The organism is Dysgonomonas sp. UBA7630 (genome assembly GCF_002483985.1).
GTDB lineage: Bacteria > Bacteroidota > Bacteroidia > Bacteroidales > Dysgonomonadaceae > Dysgonomonas.
In genome coordinates this window covers 68,902-92,997 of record NZ_DLIY01000003.1, presented here as the reverse complement: position 1 = coordinate 92,997, position 24,096 = coordinate 68,902, and the positions used below count along the sequence as shown (strand labels likewise).

Here is a 24,096-nt window from a genome sequence, read left to right as displayed (position 1 = left end):
ATCAGAGCTTTTTTTGTATGATTTATAACTAACGAAGATTAGTTAGTAATGCCTAATTTAGCTTTTACTTTAGGTGCAGCATCTACAGCAGCCGTAGGGCTTGTATAAAGAGTTGCAGCAGCATTAAAGATATAAGTATAGCCATTTTCGTCGCCAACATCTTTGATCGCTTTTCTCAATTTTTCTTGCAATGGAGTGATCAATGCTTGTTGTTCTTTTTCGTATTCTTGTTGGCTTGTTTGCAAGAATGTTTGATATCTGTTTTGCAGATCTTCCAACTGTTTTTGTCTGTCAAGTACGATCGATTCGGTAAGCCCGGTTGTATCTGCCTTGAAAGCCTCAACTTTATCGTTGTACTCTTTTTCTAAAGCTGTCAGATTTTTTCTTATCGTCTCGCTTTTTGTTGCAAGTTTAGATTCAACTTCTTTTAGTTCCGGCATTTTAGAGAACACCTCTTCTGCATTTATAAATGCCAATTTATCTTGTGCAAATATTGAAACCGGAGCAACAATCAGCAGCAATAAAAATAGTTTTTTTAACATAGTGTATAAGTCTATTTGATTAGTTATTCTTTATTTAGGTGACAAATATAAATAATTATTTTGAATATCCGAGCTTTGCTAAAACTTCATTACTTATATCTATTCGGGGGGAAGCAAAAATAACACTTTCGGCTGATGATCTGTCCATCACTAGCTGATATCCTTTGGCTTCCGATATCTCTTTTATTGCGTTGTAAATGTCGTCCTGTATGGGTTTTACAAGGGCTTCTCTTTTCTTGAAAAGCTCGCCTTCGGGCCCAAAATATTTACGATTCAATTCTTGCAAACTCTTTTCTTTTTCTACAATTTCGTTTTCTCTTTTAGTCTTTTGTTCTCCCGATAGAAAAACAAGGTCAGACTGATACGACTTGTACATATTTTTTACTTCCTGCTGTACTTTGTCAACTTCTCCCTGCCATTTTTTAGACATTACGTTTAGTTGCTCCTGAGCAGTTTCGTACGTGCTTATATTTTTTAATATATATTCCATATCTATCAATGCAAACTTCTGAGCATAGCTTCCGGCTGCAATTCCGATAAATAGAGCAAATAGTAATAATAATCTTTTCATAACTGTCAAATTTAATGTGTTATATCTATTAGACGCACAGTTAATCTTTTAGTTTAGTAACTTGCTTATAAATAATGTTAAAAGGCTTTTTAGAACTCTTGTCCAATGATAAAGTGGAATTGGCTTCCGCTGTTATCACGAGATCCATTGATCGGGTCGAATCCGTATGCCCAGTCTATACCCATTAGTCCGATCATCGGTAGCATGATACGTGCTCCAAATCCTGCCGAACGTTTAAGATCGAATGGATTGAATTTATTCAGATCACTCCAAGCGTTACCTGCTTCAACAAAACCCAGTAGGTAGATCGTAGACGATGGTTCTAGGATAAGCGGATATCTCAACTCAAGAGCCAGACGAGAATATGCACTGGCCTGTGTGCCCAACGATCCGTTTTCATATCCACGAAGTCCGATTGTTTCTGTTGCGTATGTGCTCGAATACCCTGACATACCATCACCCCCCATATAGAATGTTTCGAATGGAGATTTCTTATTCTTGTTGAAATAACCCACAAATCCATACTCGGCACGAGTCATCAATACAGGTGTTTTCACCACATCAGATAATGATGTATATGTTCTTGCTTTAAATTTCCATTTGTGATATTCTATCCATGTGAATTTTTCGCTTGGCTCATAATAGCCATCGATTTTCTTCATCGACGCATAGTCTTTGCCATCCCACAACGAGAATGGAGGTGTTACCTGTAAGCTAAGAGATAGGTCTGTTCCGCGACGTGTGTATATCGGGTTGTCGGTAGATCTTCTGCTCAGTGTAAGATTCAAGCTTAGGTTGTTTGCAATACCATCTTTAACGATGAAGTATGCCCAATCTTTCATGCTATATCTTTGGTAAGACAACTCTGTTTGGAATGTAAAATAGTCATCAGGCCATGTCAAACGTTTTCCGTAACCTACCGATAGTCCGATCATTGTTATCGATTTGTTCGGGTCGGCTGCAAAACTGTAATCTCCGTAGCCACTGCCATAGCCACTACCATAGCCACCATAATAGTTGCTTAGAGCAGAATAACCATAACTGTTGTTTATGTAACGGCTGTTTATGTCTGTTTGACGAGAATAGTAAGCACCTACAGATAAGGAGTTAGGACGTTTTCCTCCAAACCAAGGATCGAAGAATGAAACGGAATAGGATTGATAATACTTAGCATTTGTTTGTGCGCTAAGAGTCAATGTTTGTCCTTCACCTTGAGGAATAATTCCTTTATATGTGCCCGGATTGAATAAGTTTTTCAGAGAGAAGTTTGTAAATTTCAAGCTCAGTTTACCTATAATACCTGTTTGTCCCCATCCCGCAGAGAACTCTACCTGGTCGTTTGCTTTAGACACCAACGGTAAGCCTACATCTACTGTTCCTGAATCCTGATCCGGTTCTATTTTCGGATTATTTAATTGCTCAGGGTCAAAGTGTCCCATTTGAGCTATTTCACGTATCGAACGGATAATGTCATCACGGCTGTATAGAGCTCCCGGCTTTATTCTTAATTCGCGGCGTACGATATCTTCATATACCCTATCGTTACCCGATATAGTTACTTTACGGATTTTAGCTACAGGGCCTTCTGTAATACGTATCTCGAGGTCGATAGAGTCATTTTCTATATTTACCTCTACTGGGTCGGCATTAGAGAATAAGTAACCGTGATTTTGATAGAATACATTCATCACAGCACCTTCGTCTACCGAAAGACGCTCGGTTAGTTTCTTCTGATTGTAAACATCACCCGGTTTCATATTCAACTGAGTTTGCAATTGCCATGTCTGATACACGGTATTACCTACCCATTTGATGTCTTTAATGAAGTATTGTTTACCTTCATCCACTTTTATGTCGATGTTTACCTTATCAGGTTTGCCTTCTGCATCAGCTGTATATACTGTATCCCAAAGGATTGTAGCATCACGGTAACCCAATTCGTTATATTTGGCGATCAAGTTGTTCTTATCTTCTTCAAAGCTTTCAGGTACATACTTTGTAGAACGGAGGAAGTTGGCAAGCCAAGACTTAAAATTGCTTTTATGTCTGGTCTTTTTCATCGCTTTCTCCAGCGTTCTGGTGGCTACCTCTTCATTCCCTTCTATGGTGATTCTGTTCACCTTGGTCTTGTTTTTCTTAACCACATCAATGTTAAGAATAACATGATTTTCTTTCGACAAATCAGGCGTTTCAGTCAGAGATATCTCTGCTTTGTTGAATCCTTTTTCGTCAAAGTATTTTTTTATGATTGTCTTGGCTCTGTCCATTTGGTATGGGGTGATTTGCAGATTTTTCACCATCCCAACCTTAGCGGCGATATCCTGACGTTCCGACTTCTTCATTCCTGTATACACGATATCAGAAATACGAGGCCTTTCTTTCAGGTTGATTTCGAGCCATATTTTATTACCTTCTATTTTTGTAGCGGCAATTTTTACATCCGAGAATAATCCTTGTCTCCAAAAGCGGCGAACTGCATTTGTTACTTCAGGGCCGGGTACCTCTATTATATCTCCGACTTGTAGCTGTGCAAAACCAAACAATGTGTAATCTTCATACATCGGATTCACTAAACCGGTGAGTTTAAGGTCGGCAATTTCATACTTCTTACTGGAGTTGTATGTAATTAGCGGTAAATCCTGAACATTTGCTTCAAGAGCCTTATTCACATTTTTGATTTCGGTGCTGTCTACCCCTTGTGCTTGTATTCCTGTGGATACAAGGCATAGAATAACAGTCAGAAAGAATAAACCTTTATTTAACATATTTGGTCTAAGAATTATTATCGAATAATATTTTTATTAGTATTAATGCTACTCTTATATTTGTGAACCTATGGTTTTGTTGATACCTGTTCACTGGTTTTACCAAAACGGCGTTCCCGGTTTTGGAAATCTACAACGGCCTTGAATAACGATTCTTCGTTAAAGTCGGGCCAAAGCTCATCTGTGAAATAAAGTTCGGAATATGCTATTTGCCAAAGAAGGAAATTGCTGATGCGCAGCTCGCCTCCGGTTCTTACTAATATATCAGGATCGGGAATTCCTTTCGTAGACAAATACTGTGGAATTAGAGATTCTTCGATGTCTTCCAATTTTATTTTTCCGGCTTTCACATCACTTGCTATTGTCTTCATGGCCTTTGTCAATTCCCACTTCGAAGAATAACTCAGAGCCAGCACAACTGTAGTGCCTGTACATACCGATGTTTCATTCAAGCAGAAATCCAGCGCTTTCTGTGTGTCGGCGGGCAGGCGGTCTATATCACCTATCACCTTTACCCGTATATTGTTTTTTATCAGATCAGGGGTTTCGTTGGCTACAGCCTGTATCATCAATGCCATCAGTGCCTTAACCTCTTCTTCGGGTCTCTTCCAGTTTTCGGTAGAGAATGTGTAAAGGGTTATATAGGCTATCTCGGCTTTGGCCGCTGCCTCTATTGTTCTGCGTACAGCAACAATGCCTTCTTTGTGCCCAAAAGAGCGATCCAGATTTTGACTTTTCGCCCAACGCCCGTTGCCATCCATGATTATGGCTACATGTTTGGGTATTCTAGTTTTATCTATTTGGTCAAAATATGACATTTATATTTTATTTTAAATTAATCAGAATTTAAGCAAGGACACACTCTACGTCCGAAATCCCATGTTATGGTAAACATTGTAAGGGAATACCAATCGTTGTTCTTGAATATGCTACCTTTTATCCCATAAGGGCTATCGAGGTCAAATTTACTGTTTTTCTCGGTCACGTCAAATGAGTCGCTGAATAATTTCCTGAAAGAGAATTCAAATCCTATATTCAAGCGATCTTTCATTTTGTATTTCAGCCCGATGCCTATAGGTATATTTGCATCTAAGAATTTCTTCTCTCCCGAAGCAAAAGTTATTCCTACACCTGTAAACACGTATGGTGTTATCCGTTTGGTGCCAAGGTAACTGAACTTATCACTATAATTAAATAAATTGAACTCAATCTGGCTTCCTAATTCGTAAAACATCCTGCTGAAGGATGCTTGCTGATCATGCGGAAATTTATTTCCCATGTTTTTGGTGTCGCCCGATACTTTGCCTATTACAAAGTTGTTTTTTACAGACCATCTTAAGTCTTTATTATATCTGAAAATAACGCCGGCCGATAATCCCGGGTTCTGATATAATTTTGTCTTATTGGCATCTCCCATATAGAAAGATGTGCCCGCCATTCCGCCAATCTCATATTTGTAGTCGTCTTGTGCGTTGAGTGTGATAGACGAGAAGAGAGAGGCTGAAATAAGTATAAAAATTAAAAGTATCTCTTTTCTCATTATAAATTTATTATTCAATATCTATCTTTATCTAACGCAAAAGTAAGACAATAAGTATATCGACTGCCAGTTTTTAACCTGGGGGAACCTTACGGAATAAGACGATTTAAGCGACCTCTCCAAATCTCTTTGACTGGCGTAGATCCTGTTTTTGGTATTCCGCCGAATATCCAAACATAGTTCTCACTATCTACTATTACCGATTGCCCCGAGGCTTTAGGTATACTTGTACTTAAACTTTCTTTGGATGGAGCTAAAATCCATTTAACCCCCATGCTGTCACTTTTATATAGTATATTTCCTGTTAGCGCAAACAAGTATGTGTCGTATAAGAAACAACTGACACCGTCATTCGCACCGAATAGTAAGTTCACTTGGTTTGAACCTAGCTCCAGAAGATTGTCATCTCCGACACGTAAAGACCATGTGAGGTTCGATTGCTGATTGTTGAACCCTCTACCTCCTGTGATGGTTAGCATATTGCTGCTCAGATTTGCCCTGTTGACAAAAGTAACCGGAGAGAAATCTGAAGCCGGAAAGCTTTGGCTTATTTCGTTCGAGGATAGATTGCTACTTAAGTTCTTCACAAGAACCAACGTTTGCATATCTGCTGTTTTAGCGAAGTAGTATTTACCGTCTTGCTCCGTAGCTACTAAGAGTGAATCTTTTGCTGCAGTGGCTCCCGGTAATACGCCATAAATAGCTTTTACTTCGTTGTTCTTGGCTGTCCAATTGATACCATCGGTAGAACTGTATGATTGATTGTTCTTATCTACAACATAGAACGTATTGTTGAATAGTGTTATACTTTCTATTACAATATTTGCAGCCGAAGGTCCTGTTGTTATTGGATGTTTAGACCATGCAAGAGCACTTTTTGATGCTTTATATACAGCTAGGTTGCCGTCTGCAACAGTAAATGTATAGAAGTCATTGTCTTTCAATACTGTTTTTTGTTGTATTCCAACTGCATCGGGTAGTGTACCTACCTTGTGCCATATAATTGTATCGGGGTCTATTTTATGTATTCGTATATCTATCGTATACTCTCTGCTGTCGAGACCATTTGCCGCATATACCTTGATTTTAGGATTTAATGCATAGTTGATAGAATCTGTACCGTTCCATTCTGCAATAGAATCGGGGTATACGAGCTGAAGCTTACCGATGCCGTAAGACGAGTATGTGAGCGTAGTGGCAAATTTCTTTATTTTTGTTTTATATGGCAATGAGTCTATGTTGTAAATGAGGTTTCGACTCTGATCGATTGAAAATTTGGTTTTTGCCATTATAGGATAGTTGACAGAGTCGATAGAAGATACCGCTATGGCTGACAACTTGAACGAATAAATCTGAGCATCGGCAGAACCGCCTTCAGTTGTAGTAGTCGTATTATTATCATTACAAGAACTTAATGCAATGAGTGAAAAAGTTACGAAAAGTAGTAGGTAAGAAAATTTCTTCAACTTCATTATTTTAATCAGTTTTATTCAATATCAATGTGCAAAAATAGAAAGAATTTCGGCTTATGCGTCAACAAATCTAATATTTATATAATTTTATGGTTAGGCTAAACGTATATGAATGTGTTTAGAAGCCCCCCAATTTATCTCATTTAAGACATGCCCCGCAATGATGGGAGCTCGTACTCCATTGTTGAATGTAATGCCCGAAATTTCTATGAAGGCTTCATCCCACAATCGTTTATCTATAATATTTTGAAGCAGTTCTTGTCCTCCCTCAACGAGTACCGAAGTGATTTTCCGCTTTTTAAGCGTCGTGAATATGTTTTCCAATACATTTTCGTCGAATGGAATTTGGATGAAAGTAACCTTCTCCAGCTTCGGAAAAGACTCCTTTTCGGTGAATACAATCGTTTCTACTTTTCCATCAAAAATCGTATAATCGAGCGGTATGCGTCCTTGCCTGTCGAGTATAACACGTACGGGGTTTTTTCCATACCAATGTCGTGTTGTGAGCGACGGATTGTCTTTTATTGCTGTATTTGTACCTATCATAATTGCAGGAACAACTGCTCTTTTCTTATGTACAAGCATTTTCGAAAACTCATTCGATATCGGCGTTGGCTGAGGAATGTCTTTCTCGTCTCTGGCTTTGTCTATAAAACCATCCTGAGTCTGTGCCCACTTCAGGTATATATATGGCCTGCCTTTTGTTTGTATGGTAAAGAATTCTTTGTTTAGCTCCCATGCTTCCCGCTCTAATATTCCTATATCAACCTTTATGCCGGCATCTTGCAGCATCTTTATTCCTCGTCCCGAAACAGCAGGGTAGGGGTCGAGGCATGCGATAACTACATGCGGAATCTGGTTGTCGATGATCAGTTGGGCACATGGAGGTGTTTTTCCTTGGTGTGCACATGGTTCGAGTGATACATAGATGGTAGACTCTTTGAGCAATGATTTGTCTTTCACGCTGGCGATGGCGTTCACTTCGGCATGGGCTTTGCCATACTCACGGTGAAAGCCTTCTCCTATTATCTTATCGTTGTGAACTACCACAGCACCCACCATCGGATTGGGACTTACAAATCCTTTTCCATTGAGTGCCAGTTGCAGGCAACGATACATATATTTTTCGTCAACAGTCATTCTTTTGAGTTTCTACAACAGAGAAACGCAATTATTACGAGGTTATTTTACTGTAAAGATTTTTTTATAAAATATTATTTGGCTGCGATTACTTCTATTTCCACCAATGCTCCTTTTGGCAGGTCTTTGACAGCAAAAGCCGAACGTGCGGGGAATGTTCCCGAAAATTGTGTAGCATACACCTCATTCATTGCTCCAAAGTGAGCTATGTCGTTTAGCAATACGGTAGTTTTTATGATATTATCGGTTGTAAGACCTGCTTCGGCAAGGATCGCTTTAATGTTTTTGAAACATTGTTCGGTTTGTTCCTTAGCACCACCTTCGGGAAAATCACCCGTTGCCGGATCGATAGGAAGTTGTCCCGAAAGAAATACCATACCATTTACTTCTACAGCCTGACTGTATGGCCCTATTGCCGCAGGTGCATTATTCGTTGAAATTATTTTTTTCATTGTACGCTGAGTTTGAATGATGAAAATTATTTTATGCCCTTCTGGCGTATCACTTCATAGATCAGTACTCCGGCGGCAACAGATACATTGAGAGAGCCTATTGTGCCGAATTGAGGTATTTTTACAAGATTGTCTGCTATTCTCAAGTTGTCGTTCGATACTCCCGTGTCTTCCGCACCCATCACAAAAGCTATTGGACCAGAGTAATCAACAGCTGTATAGTCGTCAGCACCACGCTCGGTGGCTGCAACTACTTTTATTCCGCTATTTTTCAGGAACTGAATCGCATTGGTAAGGCTTTGCTCCTTACATACAGGAATTTTGAGCAATGCTCCTGCTGATGTCTTTATGGCATCGGCATTTACGGTTACGCTACCCTTTGCCGGTATAACGATTGCATCTACACCCGCTACTTCACATGTGCGTGCAATAGCTCCGAAGTTGCGCACATCGGTGATTCCATCCAGCACCAAAATGAAAGGGTCTTTCCCTTGCTCATACAAGAAAGGAATGATGTCTTCGATATGCTCGTATGTGATAGCCGAAAGGAAGGCAATTACTCCCTGATGGTTTTTGCGTGTAAAACGGTCGAGGCGTTCGTTGGGTACACGTTGCACCGCAATGTCTCGTGATTTCAGCAAAGCAAACAATTCCTTCGAAAGGTCTCCTTGAAGTTCACGTCTTACAATTACTTTATCTATTTCTTTTCCGGCTTCTATGGCTTCTATTACAGCACGTATGCCGAAAATCATTTCTTTCTCTTTCATTCTGTTATGTTTAGGGTCGCAGACCTATTTGTTATTTTTGTATGTATGGCAACAACTGTTCGTTGAGATTGATAATGTTACATTAAATCTCCCGGGTTGCCTATCTGTTCTCTTTGCAATGTTAATTTACTTTTTTTGTATCCATATCCAAAATATATGATCAATCCGATTGCAAGCCATATAAGGAACATTACCCAGTTTGACCATCCCAGCTCTGTCATCAGATATAAATTGGTAAGGATTCCCAATACGGGGAGCAACGAAAACTTATATCTGAATGCCGCAACAGACAATCCCAGCCAAACAGCCCAAAAGACTATCAGCAAGGGTTTTCTGGCGACAACCTCTGTATAATCGGTTTTACCAATAAACAAAGATACTCCAACTATGAATAATATAAAAATGATATATTGTCCATTTATGTAGGGAACCTTAAATTTAGCTTTTTTGCTTTCTCCTTTATGATCGAGAAACAGCACTCCCGAACACACAAGGATAAATGCAAAGAATGTGCCTACACTGGTAAGATCGACCACAAATTGCATGTCGAGAAACAAAGATGGTATACACACTACAACTCCTGTAATGATAGTGGAGAAGGACGGAGTCTTGTATTTGGGATGGATTTTCGAGAACTTAGGCCATAGCAATCCGTCGCGGCTCATTGTCATCCATATACGGGGCTGTCCGATCTGGAAGACAAGTATTGCGCTCGTGATAGCAATTATCGCTGTAAAAGATATTACCCCTGCCACAAAATCCATATTTACCAATTGGAATACGTATGCTAAAGGGTCGTCTACACCCAAGTTTTTATAGTTTACCATTCCCGTGAGTACAAGTGCTATCGCAACATACAATATGGTGCATATCCCCAAGCAGTAAAGCATTGCACGAGGCATGTCCCGTTGTGGATTTTTGCTTTCTTCGGCTGTGGTAGATATAGAGTCGAAGCCGATGAAGGCAAAGAATACAGCAGCCACACCCCCGAGAACGCCTTGTATGCCATTTGGCGCAAAGGGAGACCAGTTTTCGGGCTTGNNGATAAGGATTACGGCCAGTATTATCCCTATCTTGAGATATACCAGCAAATTGTTGAGCGCTTTAGATTCCTTTATTCCCAAAAAGACAAGAAAAGTAAGTGCGGTAACTACAAGTCCCGCAGGCAGGTTGATCAATATTTTTGAGCCGAATAGTTCGGGAGCATTCTGGTATATTTGGGCAGCCTTTAGTATGTGTGCAGGCAGGTCTGTACCTCCATGCAACACTGCATTATGGGCTTTGTATGCCGTGGCGTATCCTATGGCAAGCCAGTCGGGCCACTGTACGCCAAACCCTTGCAGCAGGGTGGTGAAATATTCCGACCACGAAATTGCTATCACCATATTCGATACGGCATATTCGAGTATCAGCGCCCAGCCTATTGTCCATGCAAATATTTCGCCTAACGACACATAGGTGTATGTGTATGCACTACCGCTCACTGATATCATAGATGCAAACTGAGCATAACACAGCGCTGTGAAAATGCAGGCTATGGCAACAAAAACAAAAAGGAGCGACACTGCCGGTCCTCCATGAAAAGCTGCACGTCCTATCGTGCTGAAAATACCTGCGCCCACAATGGCAGCAATACCGAAAAGCGTCAGGTCTCTCACACCGAGTACTCTTTTCATTCCCGAGCCCATAGAATCGCCCTCGCCAGAGATGCTATCGATGCTCTTTTTTCGTATAAAAGAATTTAAATTCATCTATGTAAATATTCTTTTTCTATATTATAAAGGACTTGTAGATATATCAGGAAGCGTAAATATATCGCTAATTATAATTTTGATTTTTAGAGATTGATCGTATAAATATCATATACTGTGGCTCTCGCTCCGAACCCTTCTTTTTGTTCTATCAGTCCTTCGTTGAGATACAGTCCACTGTCTTCGGTGGAAACCCCATAGTCGAAATACTTCTTGTCGGGATATGCTTCACTGATTATGTGATCTACCAGCAAATCTGTAGCTCCCTTCTTCTTTCCTTCGTCCGATGCTGCAATGTATTGGATATGTGCGACTGTTTTGGTTTCGAAAATAAGGCAGCCTGCAACTATATCTTTATCCTTATTTTTTACCGTAAAGAGATGTATATTTTTAGGGAATTTCTTTTTCAATAAAAGAATTTCTTCCAGAGAATGTACCGGCTGCTTGTTGTATCGTGTTTGCAGATTGTGTTCCAAGATTTTCCAAAAACCTTCCCAATTGTCAGATTTTTTTACTTTCAGATCGCTCTTTTCGGCTTTTTTTATCCCTCGTTTTCGTAGTTCCGAATATTTTATTTTTTCGGAGATGAGTATCGACGATGATATATTTCGTTCTGTAAGCTCTGCTTTGTTGCGAAAGAGGGCATACAGGTCTTCTTCTGCTGGTTGCTGATGATAGATATGAGGAATAGCTTTGTAAACAATCTTCTTTATCCCTTGCCTGCGAAATGTGATGGTAAGGTACTCAAATGCAGATAATATATTTTTTGCTTTTGTGTCCTTGCTCATTATCATACCGCCGTATGTCAATCCCTTGTGAGAATAAAACACTTTGTTTTCGAGATGTCCGGGCAGAAGAGCAATCAATTTCCCTTTTTCGAAGAAGAGTAGAGAATAGTCTCTAAAGCGGTTGCCGTGATATTCTATAAAATCCCGATATAAAAGAAATGTGCCATTTTTCGAATTGCGAACAAAATTATCCCATTCGAGCTTGAAGTCGGGCGTGTATATTTTAATTTCCATCCTGACGGTATTTGATGAAATCTGAATAAGAATGAATGTAATTCATAGGATCGTATTCGTCCGATGCTAATGCCATACATCTTGCGTTGGTCGAATACTCTGTCTCTAACGCCCATATACCGGGAGGAATATGAAGCCCGTAAGAACAGCTATCAAGGGTAACTGTTTTTTTATTTATCCCGTCATTCAACTCTACTACGAAACTGCCATTTATAGCAATCAGTATTTCGTGACAAAGTTTATGGGCATGCATCCCTCTTCTTTCTCCTTCGGGGATATCATAGATATAGAAAACACGCTTTACTGAAAAGGGGATATCGTTTGCTATATTTATATTCTCCTCCAGAGGGATCAGCGCACAATCTGATACTGTATATCTATTTGACGAAGAAGCTTTTTTAGCGGAAGCTTTAGTATTCTTTTTTGATGAAATAATCAAGCCAACAGCATTGTCGGATATGTTTTTTATCTCGCTTTTATCTTGAATATAAAGTGCTTGGTGAGGCTCGTCGAGAGTATATCTTCTATCGTTAACGGATATTTCTACAACGCCTTGCAAGGCAATCAATATCTGCTCGTTCTTTTCTAAGTCTTGCTTTTGCGTAATCAGCGAAACACAAGAGATATCGAACGGTATATGCTGCCCTATTTCGGCAAAGGTAAGCTTGCCCCGATGGTCTGTGATGATTGGTAATTCGATAAAACTGTCTCTCTCCATATCCATTATCTTAGCCAAGGTTCAGGATTCATCTTGTTTGTACCTTGCCAGAGTTGGAAATGCATTTGAGAGTAGCCCGTGTCGGGATCGGTATATACTTTACCCAACGACTGGCCGGTTTTTACGGTATCACCTTGTTTCACATATATGCTCTGTATATTGCCATAGAAGGTGTAATAGTTTCCATGACGGACAATGATACAGGTATTATATCCCGGAATTGCGGCTACGTAAGTTACTTCACCATTAAATACCGATTTGGCATCGGCTCCCGCCTGAGATCGAATGTCTATACCTCCGCTTGAGGTGGTTACATTCCATTTGCTGTGCTGGTGTGTACCAAAACGTGTGGTGATGGTTGCGTTTCCAGATATAGGGTAAGGAAGTCTACCCTTATTTGCCGCAAAGTTGTTCGATAATGTTATATTTTCGGGAGTAGAAGTGGCAACAGGAGTACGTGTTGTTGTTCTGCTTTCACTCGATCTAGTCCGAGTCTTATTCTTATTATTGGTTGTCGCATTATTATTTTTCGCTGCTTCTGCACGTGCTTTTTCCTCAGCTATTCGTTTTGCTTCACGTTCCTGACGGGCTACCTCTTCGGCTATGAGCTTGGCTATTTGTCTGTCGAGGGCTTCGGCTTGCTTTCTCTTCTGAGTCAGTATTTTTTGGAGGTCTTTCTGTTTGCTTTGTGCTTCGCTAACCTCTTGCTGATAATTTGTTTCTTCTTTCTTTAGTTTATCTTGTTCCGAAGACCGAAGATTGATTAGCGTCACCTTTTCGGTCTTTACTTTCTTCAACGCTTCTTTTCTTTCTTTGAGCGTTTCGCTCTTTTCTTTTATCTCGTCAGCCTGCTGACTTCTCCACTCCGAGTATTCTCTCAGGTAACGCATTCTTCGGTACGATTCGGTGAGTGATTTGCCCGATAGGATAAACAGTAATTTGTTTTCTCCTTGCCTGTTGCGTTGCATGGCATCGATTGCTTTGGCGTAATTGGCTTGCTTCGCTTTAAGCTCGGCTTCGAGAATTACAATTTCCTTCCCTATCTGTATTTCTTCGGCAGATATACCGCTCACTTCCTGTTCGAGAAGGCCTAATACTTTTTGACGCGAAAATATTTGGTTCGAGATCAGTTTTATTCTGTCTAGGAGGTTTGTTGTTGTTTTCTTGGTTTCACGCAGTAGCTTATCAGTATTTGAAATCTCACGCAAGGCATCTTTCCTTTGCTGCTCCAGTTCTTTTATTTTGGCTGTTTGAGCAAAAGAAGAAATACTAACGACGAGTGTGAGTAAGAGAAGTGTTTTTCTCATTTCAATTTTATGTAAGCTCCTATAATATCCGAAAATCCAACTTTTTTGTATTTAGAAGGAATCGATGTATCTACACTAAAGTCTTTATCTATATCCAGATTGTCGTATGAAATATTGATGTTGGCTTGTTTTTTTGCAAAGCTAACCTTCGCTTCCATATTTGTGGGGTATACACGATTGTTGTCTTTGATAAAGTTGCTGTAATCCCATTGGATGGAAACATTCTTTTTCTCCTGAATGATAAGAGTAGATATAATTCTGTCGGACGCATCAACTTGGAAGTTGTACAACAAATCGCTTTTGCCTTTTGTTTGCATCAGATACGTATCGTTTGTTGAAGTAACTTTAAATTTGCCGAAGTCTTTATTTACTACCTCTTTATATCCGGGGATAAACAACCTGTTGGTAAACAGTGCCTGAAGGTTGTAATAATTGAAGTCGAAGCCTGCAACTACTTTCGAGTCTTTGTAGCGTTCGGCCATGTATTGTTTTTTTAGGCGGTCTATAATAACTATACTGTCGGGCGTGAAGTTGATGCGCATAGCCTCTCCCCCTATAAACGGTATTCGTACCGAAGCCTGAAGTATACTGTCTTTTATTATTTTAAATACCGCAGGAACTTTTTGTGACGATTTGCCCGACTTGAACTCGATACTGCCTTTTGTGGTCAGCGTTTTATAATCGAGCTCCGATCTCAGGGCGTCGGCAATCACTTCATTGTTGTTTTTCTCGGCTAATGTGCCTCCTGTAGTCAGCGTCTTTTTCGATCCGCAACTGCTGATAGCAAAAGGTATTGCCAGAGTGACAAGTACTATAAGTATATATCTGTTGGATAGTTTCATTTTTCGACAAAGTAAGTTTTTGTTTCAATTTTTTTGTCCAGCGTTTTCGACTTGCTGTCACCTTTCTCTTTTGCCTTTATCCAGTATTTCAGTGCTTTTTCGGTCTCTCCGGTTTTGTATAGTACATCGCCGTAATGCTCGAGTACTTCACTGCTGATTTCTGTCTTTTTTTCTTCGCTATACTTTATGGCGTTTTCTATATATATTTTTGCCATCGTGTAAGCTCCTTGCTCAAACAATACCCATCCGTAGGTATCCAAATAGGTAGGGTTTGTTGGTTCTGCTTTTACCGTAACGCTACTCATTCTCTCTGCCTTGTCCAAGTTTTTCTTGGCTACGGAAAGAAAATAGCTATAATTGTTGAGCACACCCATGTTGTTTGGGTTATACTCTATCGCTTTGTCGTAGGTAAGGAATGCGCTGTCGAGCTTGTTGAGGTGGTAATACAGGTCACCTATTTGCCCGTAGAAGTCGGATAGAAGAGATACGTTTTCTTCGTCTACATATACCACTCCTTTTTGAAGTGTTTCCAGTGCAGTGTTATAATCATCTTTCATATACTCCGAAATACCCAAGTAGAAGTAAAACTGAGGTTGTTCGGGGTTGTATGATATGGCTTGCTTACAAACTCTGATTGTCATGTCTAAGCTATCAGGAAATGCTGTGCTCAGCAGTTGCTCCCATCCTACCGGGTTAGTTGGATTGGCTTCTGCAAATACCTGATATTGGAATCGTGCTTCCTCTTTTTTGTTTTGCATCATCAGCAGATTGCCATACATGAGGTTTAGCTTCGGCTCTTGCGGATGTTGTACCATCAAGGAGTCGAACAGCTGATTGGCGACCTTCGTATCCTGTCTGTTTTGCTGCAAAGTGCCTACATACTGAGCCAGAATAGCCAACTTGGTGTCGATCTCCATCTTGCGGCTCATAAGGGCTGTGTGAAGTTCTTCTTCGGCTGCCTCTTTGTTGTTTGTTCTTTCGTAATATTCAGCAAGTGACGATATCAGATAAGGATCTTCGGGGTCGATGGATTTTGCTTTACTGTAGACCATGTACGCCTCATTGTTTTTCCCTGCTTGCAAGTATAAGTTGGCAAGCAATATCTGATATTTTATTTCGTACGGATATTTGTCTATATACTTTTGTATTTCTGCAAAAGCCTTGCTCTCTTGTTTTATCGCTGTATACAGTTGGTACTTATGCAGGCTGATCTTTTCGTTCAGTCCTACTATTTGCTCCATCTTGTCGAGGGTCGATATCGCCTTGTGTATGTTTCCATCCATGCGATAGGCTTCCGACAGATATACATATAAGTCCGAGTTGTCGGGGTTGGATACAAGAAGCTTTTCGAACTGTTCTATAGCGTCGCTATATTGCTTAAACTCTAGGCAAAGGCTTGCATAGGCCATGTTGTAATAGAAGTTGCTTCCGTCGTAACTTGTAGCCTTACGATAGAAATCCAATGCCTTATTTTTATTATCCAGCGAATTGTAATAATTCCCCAATTCGTAATACACATTGGCATTGGTAGAATCGATAGCCAAGCAGTATCCCAAAAGGTCGAATGCCGAGTCAAATTTACTTGTCGCTTTGGCATTCATAGCCTCGTGAAAGTAATAGTCAAACTTGCGCTTGTCATCTTCCGACAGTTTAGCCATCGGCAGGTCTTGGGCTTGAGATACGACACTGTTTTTGACGGTCTTCTTCTGTGCCGATAGATCGGAGAATGCTGAGACAACAAATAAGAAGAGAAGGACGCTGTATATAGTTCTTTTCATATAAGAATATAGTTCTTTTTTATTTTTTTCCTGTGTGTCCGAATCCTCCGTCGCCACGCTCAGTCTCACTGATCGAGTCTACTTCTTCCCATACTACTTGCGCATGTTGGGCTATAACCATCTGGCAAATTCGTTCACCATTGTTTATAACAAAGTTGTCGTTGGATAAGTTGACTAAGATAACACGGATTTCGCCCCGATAGTCGGCATCTATTGTTCCCGGAGAGTTCAGTACGGTCAATCCGTGTTTGGCAGCCAATCCGCTGCGAGGGCGTATTTGCGCTTCGTAGCCCTGTGGTAGTTCCAGATAGAGCCCTGTAGGAACCATCGTTCTTTCGAGGGGTTTTAGCGTGATCGGATTTTCTATATTAGCCCTGAGGTCTACTCCTGCTGAATAAGGGGTGGCATACTCGGGAAGGGGATGTTGCGATTTATTTATGATTTTTACTTTCATTGTAATGATTTGTAATACCTTATTATATAGTGTGCGAAATTAGTTAAATCTTTGCAATCTACTTCGCTAATTGATAAAAATTAAGAATTAAAGAAGTTGTTTAAAGTTTTTAGATAAAGCTTTTGATCGATAAAGCTTTTTTGAGTTTTGGATATTTGTTTACAATCGGTATCTTTGCAGCCTAACAAAATATATAAAAAATGGCAACAGCATACCATAATTTATCATCGTACGATCCGGCTACAGTGCCCAGTGGAGTAGAAATGACAGTCGGTATCGTGGTATCGGAATGGAACGAGAATATAACGAAGCCTTTGCTTGATGGAGCGTATAGCACATTGAAAAAGCATGGGGTGAAAGAAGAAAATATTCTGATCGACTTTGTTCCGGGAAGTTTTGAGCTTGTTTTTGGTGCAAAACATCTGGCAGAAAATAAGCCGGTGGATGCCGTTATCGTTATCGGATGCGTAGTAAGAGGAGATACTCCACATTTTGACTATGTATGCAGTGGCGTAACTCAGGGTATCGCAGATATGAATATTCGCTATGATATTCCATTCATATTCGGACTTTTAACTACCGACGACATGCAGCAGGCTATAGATCGTGCCGGAGGCAAGCATGGTAACAAAGGGGATGAATGCGCAATAACTGCGATAAAAATGATAGATTTTTACCGTAGAAATTTGGAGGAATAAATAAAAGTATTACCTTTGTATCCGCAAAGCAAAAAGGGCAGTTACCAAAGCGGCCAACTGGGGCTGACTGTAACTCAGCTGACTTACGTCTTCGGAGGTTCGAATCCTTCACTGCCCACTTTTTGAGATGCAAATTATACATTGCGGAAGTAGCTCAGTTGATAGAGCATTAGCCTTCCAAGCTGAGGGTCGCGGGTTTGAGCCCCGTCTTCCGCTCTGATGACAGAAAAGCAATTACAGAAATGTAGTTGCTTTTTTTGTCCTAAAAAATACTGCTTTTAGGTGTAAAGTTAGTAGGGTATTGTAAGAACGTTAACACAACCACGATTATGGGTATTGAGATTGTACATGAATTTTACAAAAAGCAGATCGCTTACTACTGAAGTGTGAATAAAGTTGTCAATGTTTTCTGTCTACAGAAATTCTTCCAATATATCAAATTCAGTATTTAAATAAGGGGGGGATGTCTTCTGTTTGAAGATGTGACTTTTTGTGTGAAATTGCAAGCAAAATAAAGAATTATAACGAAGCGTATAGCCAGCTATTTGTTCATTAGTGAATATTGATATGATAATTTAACAAATTCGTTTTTTATCGAAACTATTGATTTGAAATATTTTGAAGGGTCGCGCATTTCGTCTAAATTTGTGTTAATTCTAATCTGTCAGCGGATTGTATTGGGATTATATAGATTTTAAACGAGAAGTGTTAAGGTATTATCCCATATTCGGAAAATCGCCAAATTTTAATCGCATAGGGGTAGTAGCAATTGGCTCTCACGTTCATTTGGTTTATACGTTTTTTAGTATGAATTATATATGAGCGTGGGGTTAGTTGTCTATCTATGCGATGGGTGTTTGGCGATACCTCTGAATGTGATAGTACGGCTGATTCCCACGCTTCCATATATATTTATCCTGTCTTTCGAGGGGAACAGAAAGGCGTAAATAAAATAAAAATGGACATTAAAAATGAATTCTACAATTGTTTACAAGAGAGAGGTTTATTTCCTGAGTGTCATGTTGATCGCTTTATCACTTTTATTTATAACGGAAATACATTTAGTATTCGTCCGCTTCATAATGTTGTTGGAGCCGATATCGAGAATGTAGTTTGTATACCTTTAGAGACTGAAATGTTCAGCCTGATCCTTTATAACCTGCACAGCTACGAACTACCCGAAGACAAGAGAGGGGAGATGCTTAATATTGCAGCAAATATTAATTTGAAATATAAAGGTATTAAAACAATTCTGGGTATCGATGACGATTGCCATGTTGAAATTCATCTGCAATTATTGAATAGTTTTTCGCGAGAATTGAAGAATAATTTGGAGAAAATTCTTGATAACATGATATTGGCGAATAATGAAATTTCCGGATTGTTAGAATCATAATAATATAATCCCAAGAGGGTTTGTTATATCTTATAAGAATCAAAACAAACTGAAAGGATAAATTCTTGTTTGTTATTTTTCTTACTATATTTTTAAAACTTTTACATTTAAACCTTTTCTTCGTATTTTTGTCTTAATAACAAGGATACATCATAAAAATACATGCTATGAAAAGGATACTACTGAATAAATTTTTCCTGTTTATTTTATTCTGTACGGTTGCTCTATGTTCTTGTGGAGTGTGGAGTTTAGACTCGAAAGTAAAACAACTCAGATTGGGCATGACCAAGCAAGAGGTTGTGAATGTGTTGGGTACGAGCTATACACACCTTGAGGCTGTTGCGGTTCCCGAGGGTGACTTGGAGACAATTGCATACTCCGACAACTTGTATGGAAATAGCTATACAATTCGTTTTCTGAATGATAAATTAGTAGAATGGTTTGCCGGTACTCCCAATAGGACTCCTGTGCCTGTTGTTGTGCCTGTACCTCATTCCGGGCATAATTAATTGTATACGATGCGATCTTAGCTTCAATAGCTAAGTGTTAAGGACATATCAAAAGCGATTACATTTTTGGTTTGCAATCGCTTTTATTGTATTTATTATTCGTAGAAGAAACTGACGCTTGTTTTTACACCTTCACTTGTATAAGAATAGTGATAGAGGTTGTATGTGATGTTGTATTGATTTTTATAATTAATTGTTTCTTTGAGTTGTCCGTCTTTGGTGTATGTAGTTACAGAGGTAATCTGCTGAGGATTTGCCTTGGCCGGTGATACTGTGAACAGTGATAGCCATTGTTGCTTGAAACTGTCTTTGAATGCACCGTTTCTGTTTTCGAAAGTCATTGTTTCGAAGTCTCCGTTTGCATGCGTATACTTTATTATATTTCCCTGTTTGTCATATTCAAATTTTTCGATATCTCCATTGTTTTTTGTATACTCGGTTACTTTTCCCCAATCATTCAATTTTATTTTAGATATCGCATTTGTTGCTTTATCAGTGAGGTTAACCGTCTTGTTGTCGGGATAGGTAACACTTAGATCGGATATAACACTTATTACTTCCGGCTCGTTTTCTTCAGTAATGAGTATCTCGCTTACTTTTCCCTTGTCGTAGATAAATTTGGTTATAAACCGTGGTGCTGAATGCCCGGTGGCATACTCTTGTATTTCTCTTGCCCAGTTGTATGAAAAATAATAGCGGGTTGACTCTTTATCTACTGTTTCTATCATTGTAGATACTGCAACGGGTGTGGCTCTTGAGATGGCATCATATATTGTAACCACATATTCAACCTTGCTGCCGTCTTCTGCTGTAACAGTATATTTTACGGGATTCGTAAAGTCAACTTCTGTTCCCGAAGCAGGATATATCGTCGCACCTTCCGACACGGTTATTGTAGGCGTTATTTTAGTCCAATCTGTATCCACGGGAACTTCGGCGTCTACCCTGTTTTTTTGCCAATCTACGTCGCCTGAGTTCTGACCGATCTTGAAAACAAGGATGTATTTATCTGATGATTTTGCCGTGGTTATAGTCACAAGATACTCTTGCTGAGAGCCATCCTCTGCCGTTACTATATATTTTACAGGATTGGTGAAATCCAGCTCCATTTCTGAATTCGGGCTTACGGATGATTTGGGCGATACTTTAATCGTCGGTTTTATCTTTTTTAAGTCACTTCCCTTCGGCAGGGTTAGTCTTACCGTTTTATTTGTTTGGTCTATTGTAGCTTCTATTGCGTTTACACTAAAAGCTCGGATCTCTTTAATGTTACTTTGTGTATCGTCATCGCAGGCTGTAGCTGTTGCAATCAATAATATCAGATATAAGATTTTTTTTAGTCCCATGATTAGAAAATTTAAATTTTAGAAGTATTAGGCTCTGCTAATCTCTATATGCTTAATTCTCAATTAGCGGTTAGGTTGTCGGGTACTTTTGTGTATCTGACATGAACAATGGTTATGCAAATTTAAAACTTTAAGGTTGTTTAGCGAACTATTTGCGTGTTTATTTTTATTGTAATTTTCGAATTTGATAAAGCATAATCGTACAAAGTGTCCGAAATCGAACACTGATTTATTGGTTATTTATTTGTTTATTAGGTATTTATGTTTTTGGCAGGACGTTTGATTATATACTTCGGAATAAATATATCGACCGATGATTAAGTAATAATGTATGAGGATAAATATTAGCAACTCTATTTTGTTGTTCGTTTTACAGAGCAGTAATAAAATAAAAAGCATTGAGTATGTATAAGCAGTATTTTAAACAAGCAATCGCCGGGCTGAGGGAAAATCCTCTAGTAGGCTTTTTTACTATTTTAGGTACTGTTTTAGCTGTAGCCACAATGATGATTTTGGTCTTGACTTATCAGATAAAAACGGCTTCTTTTTCGCCGGTTTCGGAACGAGGTAGAATGCTTTATATAGATGTAATAGAAGGTCTTAATAAAGATAATGTAGGGTATAGTGGAGGTGGAATGGGATATAATATCGTGCAGCAGTGTTTTTATAAAATGACAATTCCGGAGGTAGTGACAGCTGTTACCTCTAATGTGACACAAAAGCAAGCCTCGGTTCAAGGCAATAAAAAGATCAGGGAATGTGATGTAAGAGGAACGGATGTAAACTTTTGGAAAATATTCGATTTCCATTTTATAAACGGAACCTCTTATACAGAGTCGATGTTTGCTTCGGCTATGCCGGTAGCCGTGATAAGCGATAAAGTGGCACGAGAATTTTTCGGAACAACGGATGTTGCCGGTAAAACCATGCAATTAGACTATGTCGATTATAAAGTCTTAGGAGTTGTAGCTTCTGTAAGTGATGCCGTTAGTGAAGCCTATGGTGAAATCTGGACTCCTTATTCGCTGAATGATGAGGTGATGAAAGCTGACTTTACCGAAGGGATAGGTGGTGAATTTCAAGTATTTATATTGGCTAAATCTAAGAGTGATTTTGATGCCATACTNNAAGCCCAAAGTAGGGTGGCTACTTTTAACTCGGGACAGAAAGAATTCAAAGCCAATATATGGAAGCAGCCTATTACGAGTACTCAACGCATGTTTTACTATGTGCAGGGCGACCATCTGGATGGTAATTTTTCGGGAATGCTCTCGCTTGCTGCTTTATTTCTTTTCTTGCCTATATTTAACCTCTTGGGTATTATGTTTTCTCAAATTAAAAAGCGAAGCCCCGAGATTGGGTTGAGAAAGGCTTTTGGTGCAACATCTACAAAGATTATCGGGCAACTTATTATAGAGAATTTTGCAATCACCTTCATCGGAAGTGTTATCGGGGTGGGAGTGTCTATCTTATTCTTATATATGGCAAAAGATAGTTTGTTGGGGTATCCTGATGTTAACGTGCATTGGTCTATGATTCTGAAACCTACTCTTTTTGTTGCCGCCATATTAGTTTGTCTGCTCATTAATATCCTGTCTACCATCTTGCCTGCATGGAGAATAGCCAAAGCAGAAATCGTAGAGTCATTAAATACTGAGAATTAAAAAACAATTAACGATGATAAAGAATCTTTTTAAACAAATATGGATAGAGCGTCGGCATAATGGTTGGCTGATATTGGAGTTGATTGTTGTGTTTCTCTTTCTACTGCTTATGTCCGACTTTTTGTATGTCAGGGCTAAAAACTATCTGGAACCTAAAGGCTTTGATATAGATAATACTTACGTGCTGAAACTAAAAGCACTATCCCCTATTGCCCCTAATTATGTTGCGCCCGAGCAGATTACACAAACCCCAACGGAATCATTACTCAGCTTGCTGGATCGGATAAAATTATATCCCGATGTAGAAGCTGTGGCAATATCTTTTCATTCGGCGCCTTACTCGATGGGAGGTGTGTGGGCCTCGTTGAAAGTGGATTCTGTTATCACAAAAGCTATTCGCGATAGGTATGTCACTCCTTCTTACTTTGATGTATTTCGTATCCGTACAGCTGATGATAAGCCTATTCGGGTTCAAGAAAGCGGGCAGAATCAAATTATTCTGACACAGGATATTGCAGAGCAGCTCTATGGGAGCGCAAATGCTGCCATAGGAAGGGATGTTTTTTTTCCCGAAGAGGGAGGTCGAGGAACGAATCCCAACCGAGTTATAGCTGTTAGTAGCATAATGAAGCGTCAGGAGTTTTTCCCATACGAGGGAGCTTTCTTTGAGATTATAACAAATTCAAGGCTTGAAGATTGGAGCAAAGAAAATGATGTAACCAGAGTTGATATTTCTATTCGTGTTAAGTCGGGGAGTGCAAAGCATTTTCAGGATAATTTTCAGAATGATATGGGCGACCGTCTGCGAGAAAATAATCTTTATGTAGCGTCTGTTACACCTTCTTCTAAGTTTAGAGAGGATGTTGTAGGAAAAGAAATCAGGGAGTCTATCCTGCCTATGGTTTATGTCGTCGTTTTTGTACTTATTACTGTGTTTCTGGGTGTTTTCGGTACATTCTGGTTGCGAACATATCAGCGTCGAAGTGAGATTGGTATCCGTATGGTGGTAGGCGCAGATAAGGGAAAAGTGCGTCTCCATATGATATTGGAGGGGTTGTGCCTGATGTCTTTGTCTATCGTTCCCGCTTTTATTGTCTATATAAATATGCTTATCGGTGATGTTTTAGACGTTTGGCGAGTTCCTGTTTCTATCGAGCGTATATTGATTGCGTTGGTAGTTGCGCTGATGGTGATGATATTGATTATTGTAGCGGGGATATTGTGGCCCGCCAATCGAGCAGCTTCTATACAGCCTGTTGAGGCTTTGAGAGCTGACTAGGTGTTGGGATTTAGATTCCATTGATCATAAAAATAGTCGCAAAAGAGAATGATGTATTCATTTAAAATGACAAAGTAAGTAAT

The 24,096-nt window shown here is 39.4% G+C and carries 22 protein-coding genes and 2 tRNA genes; 7 read left to right on the top strand and 17 right to left on the bottom strand.

What is annotated here, in order from left to right; translation table 11 throughout:
- Positions 1-38 precede the first annotated feature (38 nt).
- The 16 genes from B3P17_RS01165 to dut all read right to left on the bottom strand — a co-directional run bounded on the left by B3P17_RS01165 (position 39) and on the right by dut (position 17,121).
- Positions 39-542 (bottom strand): OmpH family outer membrane protein, encoded by a 504-nt coding sequence (locus B3P17_RS01165; RefSeq protein ID WP_252638394.1) that lies wholly within the window; start codon positions 540-542, stop codon positions 39-41.
- Positions 543-597: 55 nt separating this feature from the next.
- Entirely contained in the window at positions 598-1,113 is a 516-nt protein-coding gene (locus B3P17_RS01160; protein WP_006843849.1) for an OmpH family outer membrane protein, read from the bottom strand.
- Positions 1,114-1,202: 89 nt separating this feature from the next.
- Positions 1,203-3,878: a BamA/OMP85 family outer membrane protein gene (locus B3P17_RS01155; RefSeq protein WP_006843848.1), complete on the bottom strand. Its 2,676-nt coding sequence runs from the start codon at positions 3,876-3,878 to the stop codon at positions 1,203-1,205.
- A gap of 68 nt (positions 3,879-3,946) precedes the next feature.
- Positions 3,947-4,696, bottom strand: coding sequence for an isoprenyl transferase (locus B3P17_RS01150; RefSeq protein ID WP_252638393.1), 750 nt, complete (start codon positions 4,694-4,696; stop codon positions 3,947-3,949).
- Positions 4,697-4,713: 17 nt separating this feature from the next.
- Positions 4,714-5,418, bottom strand: coding sequence for a DUF6089 family protein (locus B3P17_RS01145; protein WP_135104580.1), 705 nt, complete (start codon positions 5,416-5,418; stop codon positions 4,714-4,716).
- 89 nt (positions 5,419-5,507) lie between these two features.
- Complete coding sequence (locus B3P17_RS01140; RefSeq protein ID WP_252638392.1) at positions 5,508-6,890, bottom strand: DUF6242 domain-containing protein; 1,383 nt, start codon at positions 6,888-6,890, stop codon at positions 5,508-5,510.
- A gap of 93 nt (positions 6,891-6,983) precedes the next feature.
- On the bottom strand, positions 6,984-8,030 hold the full coding sequence (ribD, locus tag B3P17_RS01135; RefSeq protein ID WP_252638391.1) for a bifunctional diaminohydroxyphosphoribosylaminopyrimidine deaminase/5-amino-6-(5-phosphoribosylamino)uracil reductase RibD: 1,047 nt from the start codon (positions 8,028-8,030) through the stop codon (positions 6,984-6,986).
- A 74-nt stretch (positions 8,031-8,104) separates the two neighbouring features.
- On the bottom strand, positions 8,105-8,482 hold the full coding sequence (locus tag B3P17_RS01130; RefSeq protein ID WP_006843843.1) for a RidA family protein: 378 nt from the start codon (positions 8,480-8,482) through the stop codon (positions 8,105-8,107).
- Between the two features lie 26 nt (positions 8,483-8,508).
- Positions 8,509-9,249, bottom strand: coding sequence for a 23S rRNA (guanosine(2251)-2'-O)-methyltransferase RlmB (gene rlmB / locus B3P17_RS01125; RefSeq protein ID WP_252638390.1), 741 nt, complete (start codon positions 9,247-9,249; stop codon positions 8,509-8,511).
- 77 nt (positions 9,250-9,326) lie between these two features.
- On the bottom strand, positions 9,327-10,925 hold the full coding sequence (locus B3P17_RS01120) for an amino acid permease (protein ID WP_422653385.1): 1,599 nt from the start codon (positions 10,923-10,925) through the stop codon (positions 9,327-9,329).
- Between the two features lie 161 nt (positions 10,926-11,086).
- A complete protein-coding gene (locus B3P17_RS01115) occupies positions 11,087-12,022 on the bottom strand; it encodes a GNAT family N-acetyltransferase (protein WP_252638388.1) in 936 nt (311 codons plus the stop codon).
- Positions 12,012-12,740 carry a sugar 3,4-ketoisomerase gene (locus B3P17_RS01110; protein WP_291102677.1) on the bottom strand — a complete coding sequence of 243 codons (729 nt, stop codon included), beginning with the start codon at positions 12,738-12,740 and terminating at the stop codon, positions 12,012-12,014. Before B3P17_RS01110 ends, B3P17_RS01115 begins: the two co-directional genes overlap by 11 nt.
- Positions 12,741-12,745: 5 nt before the next feature.
- On the bottom strand, positions 12,746-14,047 hold the full coding sequence (locus B3P17_RS01105; RefSeq protein ID WP_252638386.1) for a murein hydrolase activator EnvC family protein: 1,302 nt from the start codon (positions 14,045-14,047) through the stop codon (positions 12,746-12,748).
- Positions 14,044-14,889: a DUF4292 domain-containing protein gene (locus B3P17_RS01100; RefSeq protein WP_252638385.1), complete on the bottom strand. Its 846-nt coding sequence runs from the start codon at positions 14,887-14,889 to the stop codon at positions 14,044-14,046. Before B3P17_RS01100 ends, B3P17_RS01105 begins: the two co-directional genes overlap by 4 nt.
- Positions 14,886-16,667, bottom strand: coding sequence for a tetratricopeptide repeat protein (locus tag B3P17_RS01095; RefSeq protein ID WP_291102672.1), 1,782 nt, complete (start codon positions 16,665-16,667; stop codon positions 14,886-14,888). The genes B3P17_RS01100 and B3P17_RS01095 overlap by 4 nt, the downstream gene beginning before the upstream one ends.
- Positions 16,668-16,686: 19 nt before the next feature.
- Positions 16,687-17,121: a dUTP diphosphatase gene (gene dut / locus B3P17_RS01090; protein ID WP_006843835.1), complete on the bottom strand. Its 435-nt coding sequence runs from the start codon at positions 17,119-17,121 to the stop codon at positions 16,687-16,689.
- Between the two features lie 200 nt (positions 17,122-17,321).
- Between dut and ribH the strand changes: the two genes are divergently transcribed.
- From ribH to B3P17_RS01065, 5 genes are all read left to right on the top strand, one after another.
- Positions 17,322-17,819: a 6,7-dimethyl-8-ribityllumazine synthase gene (ribH, locus tag B3P17_RS01085; RefSeq protein WP_252638383.1), complete on the top strand. Its 498-nt coding sequence runs from the start codon at positions 17,322-17,324 to the stop codon at positions 17,817-17,819.
- 35 nt (positions 17,820-17,854) lie between these two features.
- A tRNA-Tyr gene (locus B3P17_RS01080) sits at positions 17,855-17,937 on the top strand.
- 25 nt (positions 17,938-17,962) lie between these two features.
- Positions 17,963-18,035 (top strand) — tRNA-Gly (locus tag B3P17_RS01075).
- A 742-nt stretch (positions 18,036-18,777) separates the two neighbouring features.
- Positions 18,778-19,215 (top strand): hypothetical protein, encoded by a 438-nt coding sequence (locus B3P17_RS01070; protein WP_135104593.1) that lies wholly within the window; start codon positions 18,778-18,780, stop codon positions 19,213-19,215.
- 167 nt (positions 19,216-19,382) lie between these two features.
- Complete coding sequence (locus B3P17_RS01065; protein ID WP_135104594.1) at positions 19,383-19,724, top strand: hypothetical protein; 342 nt, start codon at positions 19,383-19,385, stop codon at positions 19,722-19,724.
- A 95-nt stretch (positions 19,725-19,819) separates the two neighbouring features.
- Here B3P17_RS01065 and B3P17_RS01060 read toward each other — a convergent pair whose 3' ends face one another.
- A complete protein-coding gene (locus tag B3P17_RS01060; RefSeq protein WP_252638382.1) occupies positions 19,820-21,070 on the bottom strand; it encodes a DUF5018 domain-containing protein in 1,251 nt (416 codons plus the stop codon).
- A gap of 404 nt (positions 21,071-21,474) precedes the next feature.
- Here B3P17_RS01060 and B3P17_RS01055 point away from each other — a divergent pair, with 404 nt between their 5' ends.
- Together B3P17_RS01055 and B3P17_RS01050 are read left to right on the top strand one after the other, a co-directional pair.
- Positions 21,475-22,734 (top strand): ABC transporter permease, encoded by a 1,260-nt coding sequence (locus B3P17_RS01055; protein WP_291102664.1) that lies wholly within the window; start codon positions 21,475-21,477, stop codon positions 22,732-22,734.
- A gap of 13 nt (positions 22,735-22,747) precedes the next feature.
- Positions 22,748-24,013: an ABC transporter permease gene (locus tag B3P17_RS01050; RefSeq protein WP_252638380.1), complete on the top strand. Its 1,266-nt coding sequence runs from the start codon at positions 22,748-22,750 to the stop codon at positions 24,011-24,013.
- The last annotated feature ends 83 nt before the right edge of the window (positions 24,014-24,096 follow it).